The organism is Devosia limi DSM 17137 (assembly GCF_900128975.1).
Taxonomy (GTDB): Bacteria; Pseudomonadota; Alphaproteobacteria; order Rhizobiales; family Devosiaceae; genus Devosia; species Devosia limi.
The window spans coordinates 120,916-145,044 of the sequence record NZ_FQVC01000010.1 but is presented as its reverse complement, the minus strand read 5'-3'; the positions used below and the strand labels follow the sequence as shown (position 1 = coordinate 145,044).

The following is a 24,129-nucleotide window of genomic DNA, read 5'->3' as shown; positions in this document are numbered from 1 at the left end:
TTCAGTGGTTTGCCGCAGTTCTCGCCGCCGGTTGGCGTCTCGCTCTGCAGCGGTGAGGCGGGTTCTAGGGCCAATCCCCCAACCTGTCAACGACCCAATGTGACAATTCCGTCTTTTTGTCGGCGGACCGGGTCCCGGTTTGTGGAAAACTCGACCAAGACACCAGAGATTTGAGGCCTCTCCGCTCAAACCAGCATTCAGGCCAGTATTTTCGGGTGTAAGCACTGCTTACAAATCGCCTTCGCTCCCCTCCTTTCTATACCCCTACAGAGCGGCCAGGATGCCGCCATCGACATAGATGATCTGGCCATTGACGAAGTTGGCGGCCGGGGATGCCAGGAACACCGCCGTACCCGCCAGTTCCGCCGGCTGCCCCCAGCGCCCGGCTGGGGTGCGGCGCCGGACGAAGGCGTCGAATGCGGGGTCCGCCATCAGCGCTTCGTTCATGTCGGTTGCAAAATAGCCGGGGCCGATCCCGTTGACCTGCACATTATGTGCAGCGAACTCGGTGGCCATGGTTCGCGTCAGCATTTTCAGCGCCCCCTTCATCGTCGCATAGGGCGCAATGGTCGCCCGCCCCACCTCGCTGGTCAGCGAACAGATATTGATGATCTTGCCGCCGCCCCGTTCAATCATCGAGGGCAGCACCGCCTGCGCCGGCAGCACCGCGCCCATGATGTGGGTAGAGAACATGGCCTGCCAGGTCGCGACGCTATGCTCGAGAAAGGGCGCCCGAACCTGGATGCCGGCATTATTGATCAGGATGTCGATGGGACGGGCCAGTTCGCCGATGCCTGCCGTGATCGCCTCGCCATTGGTGACGTCGGCCACCAGAATGTCCACCGCATAGCCCTCGCCTCGCAGCGTCGCAGCCGCCGCCTCGAGTGTCGGTGCGTCGCGCCCATTGAGCGTCACCGCGGCACCCGCTGCCGCCAATCCCCGCGCCAGGGCAAATCCCAGCCCGCGGCTGGATCCGGTAATCAGCGCATGGCGCCCCGTTAGATCGAATGGAGAAGTCATGGCAGATCCTGTCTGAACGTGTCGCGCATGGCTGAAACCCGGGACTTGGCTCACCAGAGCCTGGTGCTGGAGATCGCACGCTGGAGCAGCCGCAGCGATGCCGGCCGGCCGCAATGGTGAGAAGGTGCCCCGATGGTCCGGGTGTAAGTCGCGCAATGATACATCTGTGGCGCAGTAAAGTATCGTTCTGCCGGGTGATGAGGCTCATCGGTCCTGGCCGTACCGATAGGTGCCTCGCGCACCGTCTCGGGCAGAAGCGAATACGACACTGCTCTTCGCCCCCTTGCACTCCCCCAAATATATCAGCACAATCCCCTCGGAGACGGGGCTGTAGCTCAGTTGGGAGAGCGCGTCGTTCGCAATGACGAGGTCAGCGGTTCGATCCCGCTCAGCTCCACCATTCCGTTGGCACCGAGACTTTCGATTAGGCGGCGAGCGCCGGTAAAGGGTGTCATCGCCTGAGCGGCAAGACAGTGGCCGTCAGAATTCGTTCCATTCCTGCTTGACCACCGCCGGCTTCATCGCCGCATTGCCATTGCTGGGATAACTCTTGGTGGCCGTCCTTGCCTTGGCCTGGGGGGACCTGATGTCGTCCTTCAAGGGTACGACGGCAAACTGCTGGCCCGCTGAGCGGCGGCCACGCGCGTCGATAACGAAGATGTCCACGATGCGGTCGAGCGCGTTGGCCTGACTTTCGGTCTGCTCGATTGCCGCATTGGTTTCTTCCACCAGCGCCGCGTTGTGCTGGGTCATTTCATCCATCTGCCGGATGGCGACCGAGACCTCGGCAATCGCGTTGGACTGCTCCTGGCTTGCCGTGGCGATGTCGCGCACCAGCACGGCGCTGTCGCGGACGCCATCAAGCATTGAGGTCAGCTTCTGCGTTGCTTCGGCCACCAGCTTGCTGCCGCCGGCCACTTCAGCGCCCGACTGATCGATCAGCACCTTGACCTCGGCCGAAGCGCTGGCTGCCGATTGGGCGAGACGCCGCACTTCGACCGCGACGACGGCAAAGCCCTTGCCCGCATCTCCGGCCCGCGCCGCTTCCACCGAGGCATTCAGCGCCAGCAGATTGGTCTGGAACGCGATATCGTCGATCATGCCGATAATATTGGAGATCTTCTGGGAGGAGGTGGAGATACGCTCCATGGCCTCGTTGGATTGCTTCATCACTTCCCCGGCTTCCTCGGCGGTCCGGGACACGGACTGGGTTCGCGCGCTGGCCGTTTCCGCGCGCCTGGCATTGTCCACCACCGTGGTCGACAACTGCTCCATGGCCGCGGAGGTTTCCTCGATCGCCGCCGCCTGCTTGGTGGTGCGTTCGGCAAGATCATTGGCCCCCGACAGGATCTCGCCTGTCGCCGTCTTCAATGAGCCGGACGTCTGCCGCAGCTGGGCAATTACCCGCGAGAGATTGTCGACAACCGCATTGGTGTCGCTCTTGAGTTTGGCGAAGGCGCCCTGGTAGTCGCCCTCGACGCGCTGCGTCAGATCGGTTTGTGCCAGCGAGCCAAGCACGCCACCGGTTTCTTTGATGCCTTCGTCGACGGTGGACATCAGGCTGTTGACACCTTCCGCCATTGCCACAATTCCCGGGGCGGTCGACTGGATCTCGACGCGCTTGGTAAAGTCGCCGACCTGGGCTGCGGCGACGACCCGACCAACCTGGTCGTTCAATTCGACAGTCTCGGCATTGGTCTTTTCGAAATAGGTCGTCACTGCGATATCAATGTCGATCATGACGGCCTTGAGCATCGCCGTCAGCGCAACCGAAGCGGTATCGACTTCGGCCAGGATCTGCTTGGACGAGTACTTCTTGCCCAGGCCCAGGGTTGATCCCGAGAATTTATCAGCAAGAAAATCATGCAGGATACCCTTGACCAGGGTTTCCAGGATCAGGCCATAGCCGCCGATATACCACTTTGGCTCAAGGCCGATGCGCGCATGGACATTGCCGACGACATTGGCGCTCTGGAAGTAGTTCTCATCCAGCCGGCCCGAGGCGATGGATGACCAGTGTGTCGTCTGCCGCGCCTTGGCATGATCGATGTGCTGGCGCCCGGAGAAGTGGCGGGACACCGCGGGCACCGTCGCGATCTTGCCGTAGAAGCGCTCCATTGCCTCGGGCATGTGCCGATCAATCATGGGCTTCAGCGTCGCCATGCTCGACATTGCCGATGCGTTCAGGTCGAGGAAATCGAGGCGCTCATTCAAAGGCGAAGGATACGATGTGGTCATGTCGGGGACGCTTTCTGCAGGGGTGCGCTGGCTATTGGCTGAAAGGCAATTGGGAAGACGGTCGGGGAAACGCGCGATCATTGGCGGGCCTGCAAATGTGCAGGCGCGCTTGCCCGTCAGCGGCAGGTCAACTGCCGGGTCGGGCTTGCCGCAGCGCTTGCGGTGGCCGGGCGCCGGCCGCGTGCTGAGACGGGCATTAGCCGCGCCTCCCGGCAGCGCTGCGTGCGCTTGCTACCGGCGGCGGCCACAGGCAGGCACGATTGGAAGCTTTGATGAGATAGGCCTTCGCGGCGTCGGGGAACATCGGCGCGCCGATCAGGTAGCCCTGGATGAAATCGCAGCCATAATTGGACAGGAAGCGGAACTGCTCCTCGGTTTCAACACCCTCCGCCACCACCGACATGCCCAGGCTGTGCGCGAGCGAAATCACGGTGCGCGCAATCACTGAATCATCATTGTCCGATGTCATGCCACGGACGAAGGACTGGTCGATCTTCAGGCTATCGATGGGGAATTGCTTGAGGTGGGACAGCGACGCATATCCGGTGCCAAAGTCATCCAGCGCGATACTGACGCCGGTGTCATGCAGTTCCTGCAGCGTCGTCGCGATGCGTGCCGAGGAGCGCGCCAGTATGACGCCCTCGGTAATTTCCACTTCGACGTCCCGGGGCAGCAGCCCGTGTCTGGCGATCAGTTCGTTTAGCCGCTGGGAAAAGTCAGGCTGTCGCAGTTGATCGGCAGCGGCGTTGATTGCGATGCGCCCTGGATTAAGCCCAAGGTCCATCAGGTCTTTGAGCGCTTTGAGGGACCTGTCGATAATGTAGTAGCCCAGCTGCACGACCAGTCCGGCTTCTTCGGCCAGACTGATCAACTCGGGCGGCGGCACGTCCCGGTGTTGGGTTCTCCAGCGCACCAGGGCCTCGAACCCGACATGCTCGGCGGTTCCGGCCTTGACCAGCGGCTGAAGCGCCATTTCAATCAGGCCCCGGGCCATGGCCGTCTGCAGCGCCTTGATCATGCTGGCGCGGCGGAGTTTGCCTTCACGCAGTTCGGGGCTGCAGACGACGTAGGTTGCGCGCCCCCTGTCCTTGGCCTTGTAGAGAGCCAGATCGGCGTTCTTGAGCAGTTCCTTTGGCGTGTTGCCGTCCTGGGGATAGATGGCAACGCCCAGGCTGGCCGATGGGATGACGAGGCGGCGACCGAGCTTGACCTGCTGGCTCAGCGATCGGAGCAAGGCCTCGGCTATCCGCTGGACATCCTGCGCCGCATTGAGATTCTGGATGATCAGCGCGAACTCATCGCCACCAAGCCGCGCGACAACATCGGATTGCCGGACCGTGGCCTTCAACCGCCCGGCAAGAGCGACCAGCAATTGGTCACCCGCATCATGCCCATAGCTGTCATTGATCGCCTTGAAACCATCAAGATCGACAATGATCAGTGCCCCGACCTTTTCGCTGGTCCGTGAGACGTTCAGCACTCTGGCGAGTTGCTCGAGAATGGCGCGCCGGTTGTAAAGTCCCGTGAGGGCGTCGCGTTCGGCCTGGTGCTTGATCTGACGCTCGGCCTGCTTGAGTTCGCTGACATCGGTGCGCACGCCAACAACGTATCCGGATTGCGAAAGGCGCTCTTGCACCTGGAGCCAGCGCCCGTCCGTCAGGTGCTGCACAAATCGCCTGCCGGGCCTCTGGAACTCCTTCAGCCGTGCGGCAATGAAGGCCGCCTTGCTGGCTTCGCTATCAGCCGGAAGCACGAACTGGCCATTCTGCGTCGCCTCGCGGAGCACGTCCTCGAAGAGCGCTCCTTCATGGATTGCCTGCCGCGCCAGCGGGTAGCAGTCCTGAAATGCTGTATTGAAGAGGATTAGACGACCATTTGCGTCGCAGGCGGCAATGCCGTTGGGAACGGCCTCGATGATGTCGTGCAACAGCGCCTCGACATCGTGGCGCCGCTGGTTTTCCGTGACCAGAGCGGCTTCGGCGGTCTTGCGCGCCGTAATGTCGTACCGGATGGAGACATAGCCGATACTGCGCCCGTTGTGCCCCAGCTTGGGCACGATGGTCGTGTCCACCCAGTAGATGGATCCATCCTTGGCCCGGTTGCAGATGTCGCCACGCCACACCATGCCTGATCCAATCTGCCGCCACATGCCCTTGAAGAAGCTGCGTGGGTGGTAACTGGAGTTCAGAATATTGTGCGACTGGCCGATCAACTCGCTGCGCGAATACTGGCTGATCCGACAGAACAGACCGTTGACAGCGGTGATCCGGCCCGCCCGGTCAGTAACCGCCACGATGGCCTGCTGGTTTACGGCGGTACGGTAGGCGGCGAGATCCGCGGCGGCTTCCGCCACGGAGGCATCCAGCGATGAATGGCTGCCATCGACGGCAGGGCCGGATGTTTCCGGCGGAAGAATTTCTTGACGGTCCGGCCTACTCATTCGCTGCTCCATTTGCGGGGCAGCGCACCGGGAACTTCAAGTCGGGTGGTGGAGAGAATTTTCAGCTTAGCCATGACTCTTGACGCTCACTGGAGTAAAATTCAAAAAGTGACCCCTGAATGTTCGATACCGATCATTCAAAACATGAATACGATCATACCTATGTCCGCTAACGTGCATATATGTGGTTAATTTTGAATTAAGGGCATTGAGTTGAACAATAGAACGCCCCCAAATGTTGATCTCTCCCAAGTGCGAAACCGCGTGATCCTTGAGCTGAGACCAGCAGCACAGGAGTTCCTCTTAAGTCGCAGTCTCACGCGCAAGACCTTCGTTGGCGAAGTCATCTACGAGGATAGGGCGCAATTTACCCACGCCGTTTTCCCCCATGAGGGGGTCATCTCCCTGATGGCGGAAATGGAAGATGGCAGAACCATCGAGAAGACATCGCTCGGGTTTGAGGGCTTCCTTGGCCTTGCCCTGATCATGGGGGGCGGCGTCGCGATCAGCCGATCAGTGGTGCAGGTTCCCGGTTACACATCCTGGATATCGGTGGCGGATCTGGATGAGGCGCTGGCCGAGTTTGTCTGCGTCCGCGAAGCCATGCTGCGCTACGCCCAGGCCTTGATTGTCCAGACGATGGAATCGGTTGCCTGCAACGGCCTGCATTCCGCCGAGCAGCGGATTTCTCGATGGCTGCTGCATGCGCGGGACCGCGTCATGAGTGACCAGTTCACAATGAAGCAACAAACCCTGTCGGAGACCCTCGGCGTGCGCAGGGCGACCGTGAGCGCGGTTTGCGCTCAGCTGCAGAAGGACGGCATTCTCGAATATAGTCGCGGTGAGTTGAAAATCATCGACCGGCCCCGTCTCGAGCAGAGATCATGCCAGTGCTATGCACGCGTGACGAATGCCTCATTGCTCTCGAGCAACAGACAACGGCCTGCATCTGCATGAAGCGAGCTGCGCGCCGCCCCGCCGGGGCGCAGGGCACGCAGACACGATCACCGGTTTGACGACGCCCCGTTCGGGTGCACCATCGTGGCCCGGTCACGCGCGCGCAGGCCGATGGCTGGACAGCGTTGGACCGCTGGGTCATGGTTCAGCCGAATTTTCATCGGGAATTTCTGCCATGACCACCGCCGCCACCGCGCTTGATGCTGTTCTCGCCCAGGTCGATGCCGGGCTCGACCAGAGCCTGGATCGCCTCAAGGCACTGCTGCGCATCAAGTCGATTTCAACCGACCCGGCCTTTGCTGCCGAGTGCCAGCGCGCAGCCGACTGGCTGGTGGCCGATCTGGAGGGCCTGGGTTTTACCGCGGCGGCCCGCCCCACCCCCGGCCATCCCGTTGTTGTTGCCCATGGTCCGCAGACCCCGGGCACCCATGTGCTGTTCTACGGCCATTATGACGTACAGCCGGTCGATCCGATCGAGCTCTGGCACTCCGATCCGTTCGAGCCGGTGATCAAGGACGGCGCTGATGGCCGCACGATCATCGTGGGTCGCGGCACGTCGGACGACAAGGGTCAGCTGATGACCTTCATCGAAGCCTGCCGCGCCTGGAAGGCGGCAACCGGCGCCCTGCCGGTACGCATATCGATGATGCTGGAAGGCGAGGAAGAAAGCGGCGGCAAGAACCTGCCCCCCTTCATGCGCGACAATGCCGCCGAGCTCCAAGCCGATATTGCGCTCGTCTGCGATACCGACATGTGGGATCGCCAGACCCCCTCGATCACCACCATGCTGCGCGGCCTTGTCGGCGAAGAAATCACCATCAGCTGCGCGAACAAGGACCTGCATTCGGGCATGTTCGGCAATGCCGCCCGCAATCCCAATCAGGTGCTGGCCGAAATCATCGCCAGCCTGCGCGCGCCCGATGGCAGCGTCACCCTGCCGGGCTTTTACGACGACGTGGCCGAAGTGCCCGATGCTGTCAAAAAGCAATGGCAGGGCCTCGGCTTCGATCAGGCAGCCTTCCTTGGCGAAGCCGGCCTTGCCATTCCGGCGGGCGAGCAGAACCGCTCGGTGCTCGAAATGGTGTGGTCGCGCCCGACCTGCGAGATCAACGGCATGATCGGCGGCTATACCGGCGACGGCTTCAAGACCGTCATCCCGGCCAAGGCCAGCGCCAAGATTTCCTTCCGCCTGGTTTCGGGCATGGATCCCGTCAAGATCCGCGCCGCCTTCCGCCAGCATGTCCAGGAGCGCATTCCCGCCGATTGCTCGGTGAGCTTCAAGGAGCATGGCGGCTCCCCGGCCATTACCGTCCCCAGCGATGGCTTGCACCTGCGCAAGGCCCTCACCGCGCTCAGCGACGAATGGAACAAGGAAGCGGTGATCACCGGCTCGGGTGGATCGATCCCGGTTGCCGGCGATTTCAAGAAGATCCTCGGGCTCGATACGCTGCTGATCGGCTTCGCCCATGTCGACGACGCCATTCACTCGCCCAATGAGAAATACGATCTCGAGAGCTTCCATCGCGGTATCCGCGCCTGGGTCCGCGTGCTGGCGGCATTTGCCGAATAGGCCTCAAGCCACCCCGCTTCTCCCTCCCCTCTGGGGGAGACAAGCGCGACAGGACCGGGCTTTGCCCGGTCCGTTCATCCGAGCAGGGATGGGGGCGTAAATACTAGGCCAGCGTCAACGCGACCATCGCCAGTACCGCCGGCACCGTCTGGATATAGAGGATCGAGCGCTTGGCCGTGGCCGCGCCATAAATGCCGGCCACCGCCACGCAGGTCAGGAAGAACATCTGGATCTGCCAGCCGAATTCGACCGACGGGGTCAGCAGCCCCCAGATCAGCCCTGCCGCCAGAAACCCGTTATACAGCCCCTGATTGGCCGCCAGCGCCTTGGTTTGCTGCGCAAATTCGGGCGTCAGCCCGAAGGCCTTCTGCCCTCGGGGCGTGGTCCACAGGAACATCTCGAGCACCAGGATGTAGATGTGCAGGATCGCGATGGCGGCGACGAGGATTGCGGCAGCGATACTCATTCGATTTAGACCTTTCCGCCGGCACTATCGCCGGCTCTGGTGGCGGCAGCTGCCCCGATTGGACACTTGTCCGCGCGAACCGGCCGGAACTGCACGCGGCGGGCGGCGCGTCAGCTCGGTTGACCGCCAATTGACTGCACGGCCCGCGCCCCTGCGGCAATCCCCTTGGCCAGCGCCACCGCGTTGGTGTCGCCAGCCACATGCGCCGCGATGAACCCGGCGGCGAAGGCATCGCCCGCTCCAGTGGAGTCCACCACGTCCACGACCTGCGCCGGCAGCTCCAGCCGAACACCATCGCGCCCGCCCAGCGCCGCTCCCAACCGGCCACGCTTGATCACCACCGTGCCGTAGTGCTGGCCCAGAAGCCGCATCTGTTCGTCAAGCGCGCTGGCACCACACAGCGCTTCCGCCTCGCTTTGATTGGCAAAGATCCAGTCGGCGCCATGGGTCCATTCGACAAATGCCGCCGCGCCGACCTCGACCAGGAACCCGACCGATGCCGGATCGACCGCCACCGGCACGCCGCGCGCCTTGGCCCGGGCGAACAGGCCCTGCACGGCTGCCCGCGGGCCTGGTGAAAAGAAGCTGTAGCCCGACACCACCACCATGCCGACATCGTCGAGCAGGTCTTCCGGCAGATCGTCGCTGCTGAGATTGAGATTGGCCCCACGGTCGGTCAGAAAGCTGCGCTCGCCATCTGGATCGACAATGGTCACCAGAACGCCCGAGGGCAGCGTGCGGTCTCCTGCCAGCGCCGGCACCACGCCGAGGCCACGGAAATAATTCTCGTACATCGCGCGCTCGTCGGCGCCGACCCGGGCGACGAACAGCACATCGGCCTGCATCGCGCCCAGCCACACCGCCTGGTTCGCCCCCGACCCACCGGGTCGGTTGCGCACCTTTGCCCGCCGGTCCGACCCTTTGACGATCGGCCCCTCGGGCATGACGATGATGTCGGTCATCACGTCGCCGACGACGAGAATCCGGCTCTTCATGCGCGGCGGTCGGCCAGCTTGGCGGCGTTACGCTCGGCCAGCGCCACGGCGATCTGCGCTGCCACCATGGCGTTGTTTTCCACCAGCGCGATATTGGCGACCAGCGACTTGCCGTCGGTCAGCTCGAAAATGCGCTTGAGCAGGAAGGGCGTCACGTCCTTGCGGCTGATCCCTTCCGCCTCGGCGCCGGCAATGGCCTCCACAATCCGCGCTTCGATGACGGCGGCGTCCAGCGCCGCGTCCTCCGGGATCGGATTAGCGATCAGCGTGCCGCCCAGGCCCAGCTCGCCCTGCAACGCCACAACCTTGGCGATATCGGCAACATCGTCGAAGCGATGATCGACCTTGTGACCGCTGCTGCGGGTCCAGAAGGCCGGGAAATCGTCGCTCTGGTAGCCGATCACCGGCACGCCATTGGTTTCCAGCACTTCCAGTGTCAGCCCGATATCGAGGATCGATTTGGGCCCGGCGCAAACCACCGCGACCGGCGTGCGGCTCAACTCCTCGAGATCGGCCGAGATATCGAAAGTCTCTTCGGCGCCCCGATGCACGCCGCCGATACCGCCGGTGGCGAACACCTGGATGCCGGCCAGCGCCGCAATCTGCATTGTCGTCGCCACGGTGGTGCCGGCGATAACGCCCTTGACCAGCAGGGCGCTCACATCGCGCCGCGATGCCTTGGCGGCCTTGCCGCCTTCCAGCGCCAGCCGCTCCAGGTCTTCGCCCGAAACACCGACAGCGAAACGCCCGTCCATGATGGCGATAGTGGCCGGCACCGCGCCATGCTTGCGGATCACCGCCTCCACATTATTGGCCATTTCCAGGTTCTGCGGATAAGGCATGCCATGGGTAATGATGGTGGATTCCAGCGCCACGACCGGCTGGCCGGCGGCCAGGGCCTTCTTGACCTCGTTGCTGATCGACAGATAGGCCTTGCCGCCCATGGGGTTGCTCCACGTTCACATGATCTGGGCCACCCCTTGGTGGCTTGCTGAACCCGGTTTTGCGCTTCTCGTGCGCAAGCCGTCAACCCCCGCAAATTCTTGGCCGCCAATCCCTTGTCGCCCCCGCGATTTGGCTCTAGGTTGCCCTCTTATTCTGGACGCAAAGGGATAGTTCGCTGAAGACGGTCATTGTTGATTTCGCGCCAGCCGCGGATCGATACGCGCCCGGATTAGGGCCAATCGCCAGTGAATACTCCAGCGCCTTCGAGCGCCCGTTTGGCGTAGCGCCGATCCTGTCCGCCCCCTGTTCCTGTGGCACGCAAAGATGATCGCGGTGGTCTGACCGGCCCCACGGCAAGGCACTCCGCCTGTTCCGCCTGCCCTGCGCCCCCGGCGCTTCTATCCCAAACTGCGGCGCCCACGGGCGCGGCGAACCAAACCAGCCCATACAAGGAGTTTTCACGGATGAACAAGTCGCTTGCACTTGCCCTCGGCACCCTGCTGATCGCAGCCCCGGCCCTCGCTCAGGAAGAGCCGATCCTGAACATTTACAATTGGTCCGACTACATTGCCGAAGACACCATTGCCAATTTCGAGGCGGAGACCGGCATCAAGGTCAATTACGACGTCTATGACAATAACGAGATCGTCGACGCCAAGCTGCTGGCCGGCTCGTCGGGCTATGACATTGTCGTGCCCTCGGGCAATTTCCTCGAGCGCCAGATCCAGGCCGGCCTGATCCTGCCGCTCGACAAGTCCAAGCTGACCGATCTGGGCAATCTCGATCCCGCCGTCATGGCTACTGCCGCCAAGCAGGACCCCGACAACGCCCATGCCGTGCCCTATATGATCAACACCATCGGCTATGGCTACAATGTCGCCAAGGTCACCGAAGCCCTCGGCGCCGATGCACCGACCGATAGCTGGGACCTGTTGTTCAAGCCCGAATTCGCCGAAAAGCTGGCCTCCTGCGGCATCAGCCTGCTCGATAGCCCTTCGGAAGTCGTCGGCATTGCGCTGAACTATCTGGGCCTTGATGCCAATTCGGAAAGCGAAGAAGACCTGGCCAAGGCCGAGGCCCTGCTGACCTCAATCAAGCCCTATATCCGCTACTTCCACTCGTCCCAGTATATCGATGACCTGGGCAATGGCGAAATCTGCCTGGCGCTCGGCTATTCCGGCGACATCTTCATCGCCGCCGATGCTGCAGCCGCTGCCGGCCAGGGCGTCGACGTCCAGTACGTGATCCCCAAGGAAGGCGCCGCGACCCTGTTCGACTTCCTCGCCATCCCGGCCGATGCCCCGCATCCGGAAAACGCCCACAAGTTCATCAACTACATCCTGCAGCCCGAGGTTGTGGCCGCGATCACCAATTATGTGTTCTACGCCAACCCCAACCTGGCCGCGACGGCGTTTGTCGATGAAGAGGTCAAGTCCAATCCGGGCATCTATGCGCCGGCTGAAACCATCGCCAAGGCCTTCGTCATGGGTGCGCACAATCCCGATTTCGAAGAAGTCTTGACCCGCACCTGGACCCGCATCAAAACCGGTCAGTAATACGATCATTCAGGGGGCGGCTCTCCAGCCGTCCCCTTTCAACTGCCGGGCTCTGGTTGCGCGAATAGCAATTCGCTCTGGCGAGTCACCGGCCGTTATGTTCGAGAACCGGAGCGCAGCGTACGCTGAGTACGTGAGCACCGGAAGCGCAGAAGATGACGGCAGGTGGCCGTCAGAGTAGAGTTGATAGAGCGCAAATGGCGAAGAAGCCTCAGCTTGCGATAGACACCCGCCCCTGGCGCGATCCCGCGGCCAAGCCGTTCGTGCGCATCAAGAATGTCACCAAGAAATTTGGCGATACGATTGCGGTGCATGACGTGTCGCTCGACATCTACAAGTCCGAGCTGTTCTGCCTTTTGGGCGGGTCGGGCTCCGGCAAGTCAACGCTGCTGCGCATGCTGGCCGGTTTCGAGCAGCCCACCAGTGGCACGATCGAGATCGACGGCCAGGACATGACCCAGGTGCCGCCCTATAACCGGCCCATCAACATGATGTTCCAGTCCTATGCGCTGTTCCCGCATATGAATGTCGAGCAGAACATCGCCTATGGCCTCAAGCGCGATCACATGCCCAAGGGCGAGATATCAGACCGCGTCGCCGAGCTGCTGGCGCTGGTCAAGCTGCAGGATTACGGCAAGCGCAAGCCACACCAGCTCTCCGGCGGCCAGCGCCAGCGCGTTGCCCTTGCCCGCGCCCTGGCCAAGCGCCCCAAGCTGCTATTGCTCGACGAACCCCTCGGCGCGCTCGACAAGAAGCTGCGCGAGGAGACCCAGTTCGAACTGGTCAAGATCCAGGAAAGTCTGGGCGTCACCTTCATCGTGGTCACCCACGACCAGGAAGAGGCCATGACGCTGGCCACCCGCATCGGGGTGATGAACCAGGGCGAAATCGCCATGATCGGCGAACCCACCGACATCTATGAATTCCCCAATTCCAGGTTCGTCGCCGGCTTTATCGGGTCCGCCAACATGGTTGAAGGCGTCGTCACCGAGGACGAACCCGACCATGTGCGCATCCGCTCGGCCGAGCTGGGCTGCGACATCTATGTCGGTCACGGCGTCGATTGTGCCCCCGACCAGCTGCTGTGGTGGGCCATCCGCCCCGAAAAGATGCATCTGAGCCGCGAGAAACCCGAAGGCCTCAACGGCGCCAATGTCACCAGGGGCATTGTCGAGGACATTGCCTATCTCGGCGACATGAGCGTCTACCAGGTCGTGCTCGATAGCGGCAAACACATCCGCGTCAGCCAGACCAATTCGGTCCGCGGCAATCCCGACGCCATAACCTGGGACGAACCCGTCTTTGTCACCTGGGGTGACAATGCCGGCTCGGTGTTGACGGTATGATCGTCTCCCATCACCAATTTGGCGGCCCCATTGCTCCCCTCCCCCTTGAGGGGAGGGGCCGGGGGTGGGGGGCCGTCGGTGGCACACACTGTCGCCTCTCCGGCAATCTCCTCAAGGGAGAGGGGACGCTTCGACCCGCATCCAGCCAAGTAGTGCACACGCCATGACCACCGCGCACGAACCCACCATTCCGCCGCCGCGCCGCCTGCGCCCGTGGAACGCCGTCGAACGCCGCCTCGCCAAGGTCGGCATATCGGGCCGCGTGCTGGTGCTGCTGGCGCCGGCGCTGTGGCTGCTGGTCTTCTTCCTCATCCCGCTGGCGGTGGTCTTCGGCATTTCGCTGACCACCAAGCAATTCGGTCGCCCGCCCTATTCGCCGCTGCTGACCACCGAGGGCGGCACGGTGCAGTTGACGCTGCATCTCAACAATTACATTCGCCTGTTTACCGACAATCTCTATGTCGCGGCCTATCTGTCCTCGATCCGCATCGCGGCGATCGCCACCATCATCACGCTCTTAATCGGCTATCCGATGGCATATGCCATCGCCCGTTCGCCCGATCGCTGGCGCAACATTCTCTTGATGCTGGTGATCCTGCCTTTCTTCACCTCGTTCCTGCTGCGCGTCTATGCGCTCACCGGCTTCATGCGCGGCAATGGCGTCATCAACCAGTTTCTGGGTCTGTTCGGCATGCCGCCCCTGGTGATGATGCAGACCGATTTCGCCGTCTATGTCGGCATCGTCTACACCTACCTGCCCTTCATGATCCTGCCGCTCTATACGACGCTGGTGAAGCTCGACACCTCGCTGTTCGAAGCCTCCGCCGATCTCGGCGCCCGCCCGCTCCGCACCTTCCTGTCGGTGACGCTGCCGCTGTCGCTGCCCGGCATCATTGCCGGCTCCATGCTGGTCTTCATCCCCGCCATCGGCGAATTCGTCATCCCCTCGCTGCTGGGCGGCCCCGAGACGCTGATGATCGGCCGCGTGCTCTGGGATGAGTTCTTCACCAATACCAATTGGCCGCGAGCCGCCGCCGTCGCCATGGCCATGCTGGTCGTGGTGGTGGTGCCCATCATGCTGCTGCAACGTGCCCAGAGCACGATGGTGGAGAAGTAACATGCGCCGGGGCTGGTTCCTTCCCATCGCCGCAGCCTTGGGCTTTGCATTCCTCTATGCGCCCATCGTCTCGCTGGTCATCTTCTCGTTCAATGAGAGCAAACTGGTCACCGTCTGGTCGGGCTTTTCGACCAAATGGTATGCCGAGCTGTTCAAGGACCCGCAATTGCTCGGCGCTGCCTGGCTCAGCCTGCAGATCGCCGCAGTCAGCGCCACCATGGCCCTGGTGCTCGGCACGCTTGCCGCCGTAGCGCTGGTGCGCTTCCGGCGCTTCAAGGGCCGCACGCTGTTCTCCGGCATGGTATCGGCGCCGCTGGTCATGCCCGACGTGATCACCGGCCTGTCGCTGCTGCTGCTGTTCGTGGCCATGGAAAGTCTTCTGGGCTGGCCGCAGGGCCGTGGCATGTTGACCATCATCATCGCCCACGCCACCTTCTGCACCGCCTATGTCTGCGTCGTGGTGCAGTCGCGCCTGTCCGATTTTGACCGCAGCCTGGAAGAAGCCGCCATGGATCTGGGGGCCTCCCCCATCCGCACCTTCTTCGATGTCACCCTGCCCATCATTGCCCCGGCACTGGTATCGGGCTGGCTCCTGGGGTTCACGCTCTCGCTCGATGATCTGGTCATCGCCAGCTTCGTGTCCGGTCCGGGCTCGTCCACCCTGCCCATGGTGATCTTCTCCAAGGTCAAGCTCGGCGTCTCGCCCGACGTCAATGCTCTGGCCACCATCATCATCGGCATCGTCGCGCTGGGCGTGCTCGGCGCCACGATCCTGCAATTGCGCGCGCGCCCCAAAAAGGCCCGCCCCTGAAGCCGCTCACGCTCATCACGAAGCGTTCATCGCCCCATCCAGACGCAGGCTCTGGACAGGGGCGGGAAATGAGGACACCATCGCCTCATGTTCAACCAACGTGAAGGAGGTGATCCCATGGCTTTTGAGATTACGGCGCTCGTAGAGGGTCTTGGATATAAGGTGTTCGAAATCGGGGCATGCCTCGGCTAGACGCCACTCCTTCAGGCTCTTGAGGCCGTCAAACTCAAGGGAAGGGCCACCGCGAGGTGGCCCTTTTTGTTGGCCGCCCGATGCTTCGGCCTGGCCTCGGCGATAGCGCCAGACTGTCGCAGCGCTCAATGACTTGACGCAGACGCTCAAGCCATTGATACCGCTGGCGACGTTTGTTGGAGATGCCTATGCCCGCGGCCAATTTTGTTCTGACCCTGTCCTGTGAAGACCGCCCCGGCATCGTCGCCGCGGTCACGACCGAACTGGCAGCGCTGAACGCCAATATCGCAGAATCCAATCAGTTCTGGGATCGTGAAACCGGCCGCTTCTTCATGCGCCTGGCCTTCACGGCACCCGAGGCCGTCAGCCGCGAAACCATCGAGCGCGCCCTCAAGTCGCCGATCGAACGCTTCTCGATGAAGACCGCCCTGGCCGACGGGAGCCGCAAGAAGCGCATCGTCATCATGGTCTCCAAATTCGACCACACCCTCCTGCACCTGCTCTATCAGATCCGCGTCGGCTGGCTCGACGCCGAGGTCGCGGCCATCGTCTCCAACCATCCCGATGCGCAAAAGATCGCAGAAGATGCTGGCATCCCCTTCCATCTGCTGCCGGTGACCAAGGATACCAAGGCCCAGCAGGAAGAGCAGGTTCTGGCCATCGTCAAGCAGACCGGCGCCGATCTCGTCGTGCTGGCCCGCTATATGCAGGTGCTGTCCGATACCCTGTCGACCCGCCTTTTCGGCCAGGTCATCAACATCCACCACTCATTCCTGCCCAGCTTCAAGGGCGCCAAGCCCTATCACCAGGCGCATGAGCGCGGCGTCAAGATCATCGGTGCCACCGCCCACTACGTGACCCCCGATCTCGACGAAGGCCCGATCATCGAGCAGGAAACCGCGCGCGTCACCCATGCCATGAGCCCCGACGACCTGATCGCCGCGGGCCGCGACGTGGAAAGCCGCGTCCTCGCCCGCGCCGTCAAGCTGCACCTGGAAAGCCGCGTCATGCTCAATGGCAAAAAGACCGTGGTCTTCGGCTAGGCGGTCTTCACCTCTCCCCTCCCGACAGAGGTCGGCCCTCCTGGGCCGGGTGGGCGGCCTTAACCTCCCTGGACCGCCAGCTCCTCGAGCCGCAGCGAGTCAGCCAGGCTGGTGCTATCCAGCACTTCGCGCGTGGCCATGGTCACGCGCTCGAACACATGTCGGATTTCGCAACTGGTTTCGTCGCGGCAATCCTCGCAGCGCTTATAGGCAATCTTGGACAGGCATGGCAGCGGCGCAATCGGCCCGTCGATCAGGCGCAGCACTTCGCCATACATGATCTGCTCGGGCGCCCGCACCAGCTCGTAGCCACCCGTGCGCCCCCGCCGGCTGGCAACGAACCCGGCCCGCTTGAGCTCCAGCAGGATCTGCTCGAGAAACTTCTTGGGAATGGCCTGCTCGCGCGAAATCTCGCCGATCATCATGGTTTCGCCGCGACCGGCCCGCGCCAGCGACACCAGCGCCCGCAATGCATATTTGGCTTTTTGCGAGATCATGGCGTCCTGACGCTCCCGGCGGGCCGCATCGGCCGAAGCCACTGTGTCTGTTTGAGGCAACACCAAGCCGACATGGTCTACCCCTTCGGTTCCGGCTCGACCGGCGGCACGATGATTACCGGCGCTGCAGGCTCTTCGGCATCGCTGGCGTCGTCCGTCGCGCCATCGCTGTCGGCTCTGTCCTCGGCATTCGGCCCGGCCAGGTCCGCTATCGCCGGCACGGTCGCGGCCTCTGGCTCGGCGACGTCATCGACCTGCTCGGGCTCCACCGCCAGCGGCGCTTCGCCGACACGCGGCGTCGTCGCCACGCTTTCAAGTTCCGCTGCCGACAATGGCGCCTCGGGGGGCGGGAGAATGATCACGCTCTCCGTCGAAGCCGCTTCCACCGCCTCGATCACCACCGGATCGGCGGTGATGTCCACCCCTTCCGCAGCGGGCTCGACCACCGCCACGCTGGCAAGGCCAGGGGACGCCTCAGCTTCCACCGGCTCCGCATCAGCAGCCGTCTCGGCGGGTTCAACCCCCACCGAGGCCTCATCCAGCACCGGCTCCGCCACGGCAATCACCACTGCCGGCCCACTCGCCTGTGCCAGCAGGTTTTCCGTCGGTGCCAGCCTGGGCAGGGGCGGTTCGGGCTCTGGCGGCACTTCGGCTGTCATTGCCGCCGCCGCATCGTCCCGCTCGCCCATCAGCCAGGCCAGCATGCCGATACCGATTTCGCGCTCGCCCATGATCACCCGGTCGGCACCCAGATTGCTCAGATACGCCTCTTCCTCCTCCGAATGCGCCCGCGCAATTATCCGGATCGGGGGGCACAGCTTGCGCCCCTGCTCCACCACCTGCCCGGCCTCGAACGCATTGGGAATGGCCACCAGCAGGCACCTGGCATCGGGCAGGTTGGCCAGTTTCAGCATGTCGCCGCCCGCAGCATTGCCCACCACGACCTCGATGCCCAAGCCGCGTGCCGCCGCGACGCGCTGATCGGCATCTTCGATGACCACCAGCGGCGCGCCCGCGGCGTGTAGCCCTTCGCCGACCACGCTGCCGACCCGGCCAAAGCCCACCAGCACGGTGTGCCCGGTCTGTTTGCTCGGCTCGATCACATCCTCTTCAAACACCTCGACGCTCTCCGCCGCTGCCGCTTCGGGCGTCACGGCGTCCACCGCGCCGGCATCCGCTGGCGCGGCGCCGGGTTCGACCCGCACGCCCGCGCCAACCGGCTCGACCCGATGCCGCTGCAGCCGCGCTTCCAGTCCCGGCCGGGCGACATCGGCCGCCCAGAACAGCAGGGGATTGAGAACGATGGAGATCAGTGCGCCAGCCAGGATCAGGTCCTGCGCTTCCTTGGGCAGAATGGTCAGCGCCACGCCCATGCTGGCCAGGATGAATGAAAATTCGCCGATCTGCGCCAGCGATGCCGAAATGGTCAGCGCGGTCGACAGGGGCCGCTTGAATGCCAGCACGATGGCAAACGCCGCCAGTGACTTGCCGATAACGATGATGAACACGGTGGCCAGCACCGGCAGCGGGTCGGTCAGGATAATGCTTGGATCGAACAGCATGCCCACCGAAACGAAGAACAGCACCGCAAAGGCATCACGCAGCGGCAGGGTTTCCTGCGCCGCCCGATGGCTCAATTCGCTTTCACTCAGGATCATGCCGGCAAAGAAGGCGCCCAGCGCCAGCGACACACCGAACAACACCGCCGAGCCCAGGGCCACGCCCAGCGCAATCGCCAGCACGGCCAGCCGGAACAGTTCGCGCGATCCGGTATGGGCCGTCGCATGCAGCGCCCAGGGGATGATGCGGCGGCCGACAATCAGCATAAAGCCGACAAACGCGCCCAGCTTGACCACCGTCAGCGCCAGAACGCCCCAAATGCCGACCGGGCCACCGATCAGCCGCTCGACAAACGACACGAAAGGATCGTGGATGCCGCTATCGATGCCGCCCAGCGCGGCAAAAGCGGGGATCAGCACCAGCGCCAGCACCATCGCCAGGTCTTCGACGATCAACCAACCGACGGCAATGCGCCCGCGCTCGGTTTCGATCAGCCGGCGATCCTGCATCGCCTTGAGCAACACCACGGTGGACGCGCAGGACAGCGCCAGGCCGAACAGCAGGGCTGCGCCCATCTCCCAGCCCATCAAGCTGCCCATGCCAAAGCCAAGCGCCGTCGCCAAAGCGATCTGCGCCAGTGCGCCTGGAATGGCCAGCGCCCGCACGCTCATCAGGTCCTTGAGCGAAAAATGCAGCCCCACCCCGAACATCAGCAGGATCACGCCGATTTCGGCGAGTTCGGCCCCCAGCGCCTGATTGGCGACAAAACCCGGCGTATAGGGACCGACCACGACCCCGGCCAGCAGGTACCCCACCAGCGGCGGCAGCCGGAACCGGTTGGCGATCATGCCAAAAATAAACGCAAGCACGAGACCCGCGACGATCGTGGAGACCAGGGGCGAGTCATGGTGCATGGGCAGTCTCCGTGCGGTCAGGGACCTGGGTTGAGATTGTCTACTGGCAGGATGGGGTATCGACGGGCGGCGCGCAAGCGGCCTGCTCTGCAAAAGGATCAGCGATTAAGCTGGTTTGAGCGCAGGACTTCACACTACGCGATGCGGTAGTCTAAGTTTGTCATTGTTATGACCGCACCTCGCGCATTTGGAGGATACCCAATGGCCGATGACGCCCTGCCCGCCCCGCTGCTGGCCTTTCGCGACGCGGTCAACGCTGGCGATACTGCAGCCTTTCTGGCGCTATTTCCCGCCGACGGCATTGTCGAGGACTGGGGCCGTCGGTTTTCCGGCCACAAGGCCATTCGCGGCTGGAGCGACAAGGAACTGATCGGCGCCAAGGGCATTCTCACCTACAGTCAGGTCATCGAACAGACGCCGGCCCGCATTAGTTTACGGACCGAATGGGTCAGCAGCTATTTTACCGGCCCGGGCATTTTCACCTTCCTGCTCGATGGCGACACCATCCGCGAGATGAAGATTTCCGAGGCATGAGCGCAACATTGGGGATCGCCGTTTGAAACTGTCCGTCGGCTGCGACATCGCCTATGAGGTCGCCGATCAGGCGACCCTGATCTTCAATATCGAGGCGATGGCCGGCGGGCACCAGACGGTGCTCGACGAAACCCTCACCATCACGCCCGACCTCATTGCCGAGGAGGGCACTGCCAGTCAGAGCGGCAATCGCTATCGCCGGCTGATCGTGCCCCAGGGCCTGGTGAAGCTGCGCTACGAGGCGGAAATCGATCTGCAACCGCTGCGCGGCGCGCCCGAGACTATCCCCGAAGTCCTCGTTGCCCGCCTGCCGCTCGAAACCCTGCCCTTCCTCAATCCGTCGCGCTATTGCCCCTCCGACCAGCTCTCGCGCTTCGCCGGCCGCGAATTCGGTCACATCCCCATGGGCTACAACCGCGTCGCCGAAATCTGCAACTGGATCCATGACGAGGTCGATTATATCTCGGGCTCCAGCGACACCACGACCACCGCCGCCGATACCTTCTCGCTGCGCGCCGGCGTCTGCCGCGACTTCGCCCATCTCGGCATTACCTTCTGCCGCGCCCTCGGCATCCCGGCCCGCTTCGTCTCCTGCTACGCCTGGCAGCTGGAGCCGCAGGATTTCCACGCCGTCTTTGAGGCCTATCTCGGCGACCGCTGGTATCTGTTCGACGCCACCCGCAAGGCCGCCCTCGACGGCATGGTCCGCATCGGCTGCGGCCGCGACGCCGCCGACACCGCCTTCGCCACCATCTATGGCACTGTGTTTCCATCCCCGATCCGCGTCTGGGCCAATGCTCCCGGCGCCGACCTCAACGCCGCCTGGACCACCGACGCCATCAGCATCGCCGTGAACTAACTGAACCATTGAAAATCACGGAGTCATTCCCGCGCAGGCGGGAATCCATTCTTCCTGATCAAGCCAAGGAGTTTTCTGCCTGCAAGGCAATGACCCAGTGGCAATCGACCGCGCCTGCAGCCGACCCTACGACACCACCGTGATCCGCTCCGCCGCGCGGGTAATCCCGGTATAGAGCCAGCGCGCGCGCTCCTCGCGGAACACAAAACTCTCGTCGAACAGATAGACATTGTCCCATTGACTGCCCTGCGCCTTGTGCACGGTCAGGCAATATCCAAAGGTGAACTCGTCATATTGGCGGCGCTCCTGCCAGCTCATCTGGTCTTCCTCGCCCGAGAAGAACGCCTTGTGTGTCAGCACCTTGGCTTCGCCTTTGCCTTCATCGGCGCCCAGCAGCAGCGAATATTTGCCATTGGCCTTGCGGGTGACTTCGGTGCAGATCCAGATTTGACCGTTGAGCAGGCGCTTGCGCGGATTGTTGCGCAGGCAAACCATGCGGTCGCCTTCGACTGGCTCATGGAACGGCAGCCCACGCAGTTCGCGCAGCCGGTCATTATATTGCAGCCGGGTCTTGTTGCGCCCCACCAGCACCTGGTCGGCCTCGAGCACCGCATTGCGGTCGACGTCTTCGCGGCCCACCACCAGCGACTCGCCATAGCGACCACGCTCGAGATAGCCCCCCTCGCGAATATCCATCGACAGCCGGATGATCGGATTATCAGCCGCCTGCCGGTGGATTTCGGTCAGCATGATGTCGGGCTCTTCGCTGGTGAAGAAGCCCGCGCCCTGCACTGGCGGCAGCTGGAACGGATCGCCCAGCACCAGCACCTTGACCCCAAAACTCAGGAGGTCCCGCCCCAGCTGCTCATCGACCATCGAAACTTCGTCGATGACGATCAGGTCGGCATCGGCCGCCGGCGATTCCGGATCGAGCACGAAGCGCGGCTCGCCCTCTTTCTCGCTGACCAGCGAATAGATCAGGCTATGGATGGTCTGCGCGCCCTTGCAGCCGCGCTTGCGCATCACCAGCGCCGCCTTGCCGGTAAAGGCCGCATATTTGATGGTCTTGACGTCCTGCCCCAGATGCACGGCCAGCGTCGACTTGCCGGTGCCGGCCCAGCCGAACAGCCGGAACACCTGCGGACCATTCTTGTCCTTGAGCCACTTGGCGACGGCGACCAGCGCCTCGTCCTGCTGGGGCGACCACTCAACCATCAGATAATCTTGGTCCTGACCGTGCCGACGCCCTCGATTCTGCCGTCCAGCACATCGCCCCTGACCACCGCGCCAACGCCGGCTGGCGTGCCGGTCATGATCAGGTCGCCCGCCCGCAGCGTCACGAATTGCGAGAGATAGGCGATGGTCTCGGCGACGCTCCAGATCTGCTCGCCGAGATCGCCGCGCTGCCGCTCAACGCCATTGACGCTGAGCGTGATCGCCCCGGCGCTGGGATGGCCGATGCTTTCAGCTGGCTCGATGGTGCCGATTGGTGCCGAATGATCGAAGCCCTTGGCCATGTCCCATGGCCGCCCGGCCTTCTTGGCCGCGCCCTGCAGGTCGCGCCGCGTCATGTCGAGCCCGACGGCATAGCCATAGACATGCTCCAGCGCCTCGCCCACCGCGATATCGCTGCCGTCCTTGCCTATCGCCACGACCAGTTCGATCTCATGATGCAGGTCACTCGTCTGCGGCGGGTACGGCATGTCACGCCCCCCGATCACCACCGCATCGGCCGGCTTGGAAAAGAAGAACGGCGGATCGCGTTCATCATTGCCCATCTCGCGGATGTGCTCGGCGTAATTGCGCCCGACGCAATAGATGCGCCGCACGGCGAACAGCCCGCCGCGCGCAATCGGGATTGAAACCGGGGCGTAAGGCTCGAACAGAAAATCAGCCACGCTTGAACTCTTCCACATAGGGGGTCAGGAGATCGCGATCGGCCGGCCCCAGCCGGTCATTCGCGGTGAAGGTTTGGTGCCAGTAAGGATAAAGCAGCGGCGGCTGGCTGACCGCATCGAGCCTCTGCCGTTCATCTGCCGTCAGTTGCAGGTCAGCTGCCGCCAGATTGTCGCGGAATTGCGCCTCGCTACGCCCGCCGATGATCACCGAAGTCACCCCCGGCCGACCCAGCAACCAGGCCAATGCCACTTGCGCACCCGAAACACCGCGCGCCTCGGCAATGGCGACCAACGCATCGACAATGTCATAAAGCCGGTTCCAGTCCGGCACTGGCGGCTCGCGGAACCCGCCCACATGCCGCCCGGCATCCGGCCCGCCATCGCGCCGATACTTGCCCGAGAGCAGCCCTCCGGCCAGCGGCGACCAGACCAGAATACCCAGACCCTGGTCCTGGGTAATCGGCACCAGCTCATACTCGGCTTCGCGCGAATGCAATGTGTAGTGGATCTGCTGGCTGACAAAGCGTTGCTGATGCCGGCTATCGGCCGCCGCCAGCGCCTTCATGATGTGCCAGCCCGAATAATTCGAGCAGCCGATATAGCGCACCTTGCCCTGTTTCACGAGCGTGTCGAGCGCCTCCATCGTCTCTTCGATGGGCGTCATCCCGTCCCATTCATGCACCTGATAGAGGTCGATGACATCGGTCTTGAGCCGCTTCAGGCTGGCCTCGGCCTGGGCGATGATATGATGGCGTGACAGCCCGACTTCATTGGGCCCCTCGCCCATTTTGAAGCGCACCTTGGTGGCAATGAGCGCCTTCTGCCGCCGCCCGTTCTCGCTCAGCGCTACCCCGATCATTTCCTCGGAAACGCCAGCATTGTAGACATTGGCGGTGTCGAGCAGATTGATCCCATGGTCGAGGCACAGATCGATCTGGCGATTGGCTTCGTCCTGTCCGGTACCGCCGATTTTTTCGCCGCCGCCAAACGTCATCGTGCCCATGGTGAGCGTGGAAACCTTGAGGCCCGAACGGCCCAGATAACGGTATTGCATCGGCATTCCTCCACATTCGCCTGGCGCGAAACTGAGTCGCAGACCCGGAACATTACATAAACCACCGCCTCAGTCGCGCGAAGGCGGAAATGCGCCGGGTGGGAAACGACCGCGATT

The 24,129-nt window shown here is 63.0% G+C and carries 19 protein-coding genes, 1 tRNA gene and 1 pseudogene; 10 read left to right on the top strand and 11 right to left on the bottom strand.

The window, feature by feature from the left end; translation table 11 throughout:
• Positions 1 to 264: 264 nt before the first annotated feature.
• Entirely contained in the window at positions 265 to 1,020 is a 756-nt protein-coding gene (locus BUA69_RS15785; RefSeq protein WP_046135224.1) for an SDR family oxidoreductase, read from the bottom strand.
• Between the two features lie 324 nt (positions 1,021 to 1,344).
• Here BUA69_RS15785 and BUA69_RS15780 point away from each other — a divergent pair.
• A tRNA-Ala gene (locus tag BUA69_RS15780) sits at positions 1,345 to 1,420 on the top strand.
• 80 nt (positions 1,421 to 1,500) lie between these two features.
• Here BUA69_RS15780 and BUA69_RS15775 read toward each other — a convergent pair.
• The gene (locus BUA69_RS15775) at positions 1,501 to 3,258 is read right to left on the bottom strand and encodes a globin-coupled sensor protein (protein ID WP_244468746.1); all 1,758 of its coding nucleotides are present in this window, start codon (positions 3,256 to 3,258) and stop codon (positions 1,501 to 1,503) included.
• Between the two features lie 196 nt (positions 3,259 to 3,454).
• Positions 3,455 to 5,698 carry a sensor domain-containing protein gene (locus BUA69_RS15770; protein ID WP_052950541.1) on the bottom strand — a complete coding sequence of 748 codons (2,244 nt, stop codon included), beginning with the start codon at positions 5,696 to 5,698 and terminating at the stop codon, positions 3,455 to 3,457.
• Positions 5,699 to 5,962: 264 nt separating this feature from the next.
• On the opposite strand from BUA69_RS15770, the gene BUA69_RS15765 reads away from it, so the two are divergent.
• Together BUA69_RS15765 and BUA69_RS15760 are read left to right on the top strand one after the other, a co-directional pair.
• The gene (locus tag BUA69_RS15765; protein WP_244468747.1) at positions 5,963 to 6,655 is read left to right on the top strand and encodes a Crp/Fnr family transcriptional regulator; all 693 of its coding nucleotides are present in this window, start codon (positions 5,963 to 5,965) and stop codon (positions 6,653 to 6,655) included.
• 175 nt (positions 6,656 to 6,830) lie between these two features.
• A complete protein-coding gene (locus tag BUA69_RS15760) occupies positions 6,831 to 8,225 on the top strand; it encodes a M20/M25/M40 family metallo-hydrolase (RefSeq protein ID WP_046135225.1) in 1,395 nt (464 codons plus the stop codon).
• A 103-nt stretch (positions 8,226 to 8,328) separates the two neighbouring features.
• On the opposite strand, the gene BUA69_RS15755 is transcribed toward BUA69_RS15760, so the two are convergent.
• From BUA69_RS15755 to BUA69_RS15745, 3 genes are all read right to left on the bottom strand, one after another.
• Positions 8,329 to 8,685: a DUF1304 domain-containing protein gene (locus BUA69_RS15755; protein WP_201777453.1), complete on the bottom strand. Its 357-nt coding sequence runs from the start codon at positions 8,683 to 8,685 to the stop codon at positions 8,329 to 8,331.
• 116 nt (positions 8,686 to 8,801) lie between these two features.
• Positions 8,802 to 9,686, bottom strand: coding sequence for a carbohydrate kinase family protein (locus BUA69_RS15750; RefSeq protein WP_046135227.1), 885 nt, complete (start codon positions 9,684 to 9,686; stop codon positions 8,802 to 8,804).
• Positions 9,683 to 10,630: a pseudouridine-5'-phosphate glycosidase gene (locus tag BUA69_RS15745; protein ID WP_046135228.1), complete on the bottom strand. Its 948-nt coding sequence runs from the start codon at positions 10,628 to 10,630 to the stop codon at positions 9,683 to 9,685. The genes BUA69_RS15750 and BUA69_RS15745 overlap by 4 nt, the downstream gene beginning before the upstream one ends.
• Before the next feature lie 465 nt (positions 10,631 to 11,095).
• Between BUA69_RS15745 and BUA69_RS15740 the strand changes: the two genes are divergently transcribed.
• The 5 genes from BUA69_RS15740 (at position 11,096) to purU (ending at position 16,696) form a co-directional block, all read left to right on the top strand.
• Positions 11,096 to 12,187, top strand: a complete 1,092-nt coding sequence (locus tag BUA69_RS15740) for a polyamine ABC transporter substrate-binding protein (protein ID WP_046135229.1) — start codon at positions 11,096 to 11,098, stop codon at positions 12,185 to 12,187.
• 197 nt (positions 12,188 to 12,384) lie between these two features.
• On the top strand, positions 12,385 to 13,533 hold the full coding sequence (locus BUA69_RS15735; RefSeq protein WP_046135230.1) for an ABC transporter ATP-binding protein: 1,149 nt from the start codon (positions 12,385 to 12,387) through the stop codon (positions 13,531 to 13,533).
• A 163-nt stretch (positions 13,534 to 13,696) separates the two neighbouring features.
• Positions 13,697 to 14,650, top strand: coding sequence for an ABC transporter permease subunit (locus BUA69_RS15730; RefSeq protein WP_082093815.1), 954 nt, complete (start codon positions 13,697 to 13,699; stop codon positions 14,648 to 14,650).
• Position 14,651: 1 nt separating this feature from the next.
• The gene (locus BUA69_RS15725) at positions 14,652 to 15,461 is read left to right on the top strand and encodes an ABC transporter permease subunit (RefSeq protein ID WP_046135231.1); all 810 of its coding nucleotides are present in this window, start codon (positions 14,652 to 14,654) and stop codon (positions 15,459 to 15,461) included.
• A gap of 380 nt (positions 15,462 to 15,841) precedes the next feature.
• A complete protein-coding gene (gene purU, locus BUA69_RS15720; RefSeq protein ID WP_046135232.1) occupies positions 15,842 to 16,696 on the top strand; it encodes a formyltetrahydrofolate deformylase in 855 nt (284 codons plus the stop codon).
• Positions 16,697 to 16,755: 59 nt separating this feature from the next.
• Here the strand turns inward: purU and BUA69_RS15715 are convergent, their stop codons facing one another.
• Positions 16,756 to 17,193, bottom strand: a complete 438-nt coding sequence (locus BUA69_RS15715) for an RrF2 family transcriptional regulator (protein WP_046135233.1) — start codon at positions 17,191 to 17,193, stop codon at positions 16,756 to 16,758.
• Positions 17,194 to 17,819: 626 nt separating this feature from the next.
• Positions 17,820 to 19,667 (bottom strand): annotated as a pseudogene (locus tag BUA69_RS15710) (cation:proton antiporter domain-containing protein); the annotation flags it as partial.
• A 201-nt stretch (positions 19,668 to 19,868) separates the two neighbouring features.
• Between BUA69_RS15710 and BUA69_RS15705 the strand changes: the two are divergent.
• Positions 19,869 to 20,201, top strand: a complete 333-nt coding sequence (locus BUA69_RS15705; RefSeq protein ID WP_046135234.1) for a nuclear transport factor 2 family protein — start codon at positions 19,869 to 19,871, stop codon at positions 20,199 to 20,201.
• A gap of 22 nt (positions 20,202 to 20,223) precedes the next feature.
• Positions 20,224 to 21,060 carry a transglutaminase-like domain-containing protein gene (locus BUA69_RS15700; RefSeq protein ID WP_046135235.1) on the top strand — a complete coding sequence of 279 codons (837 nt, stop codon included), beginning with the start codon at positions 20,224 to 20,226 and terminating at the stop codon, positions 21,058 to 21,060.
• A 126-nt stretch (positions 21,061 to 21,186) separates the two neighbouring features.
• On the opposite strand, the gene BUA69_RS15695 is transcribed toward BUA69_RS15700, so the two are convergent.
• From BUA69_RS15695 to BUA69_RS15685, 3 genes are read right to left on the bottom strand one after another with little or no spacing between them, the layout of a single operon-like run.
• Positions 21,187 to 22,275 carry an ATP-dependent DNA helicase gene (locus BUA69_RS15695; RefSeq protein WP_046135236.1) on the bottom strand — a complete coding sequence of 363 codons (1,089 nt, stop codon included), beginning with the start codon at positions 22,273 to 22,275 and terminating at the stop codon, positions 21,187 to 21,189.
• Positions 22,275 to 22,976: a fumarylacetoacetate hydrolase family protein gene (locus tag BUA69_RS15690; RefSeq protein ID WP_072866587.1), complete on the bottom strand. Its 702-nt coding sequence runs from the start codon at positions 22,974 to 22,976 to the stop codon at positions 22,275 to 22,277. Before BUA69_RS15690 ends, BUA69_RS15695 begins: the two co-directional genes overlap by 1 nt.
• Positions 22,951 to 24,012 (bottom strand): aldo/keto reductase, encoded by a 1,062-nt coding sequence (locus BUA69_RS15685; RefSeq protein ID WP_046135238.1) that lies wholly within the window; start codon positions 24,010 to 24,012, stop codon positions 22,951 to 22,953. The genes BUA69_RS15690 and BUA69_RS15685 overlap by 26 nt, the downstream gene beginning before the upstream one ends.
• Positions 24,013 to 24,129 lie beyond the last annotated feature (117 nt).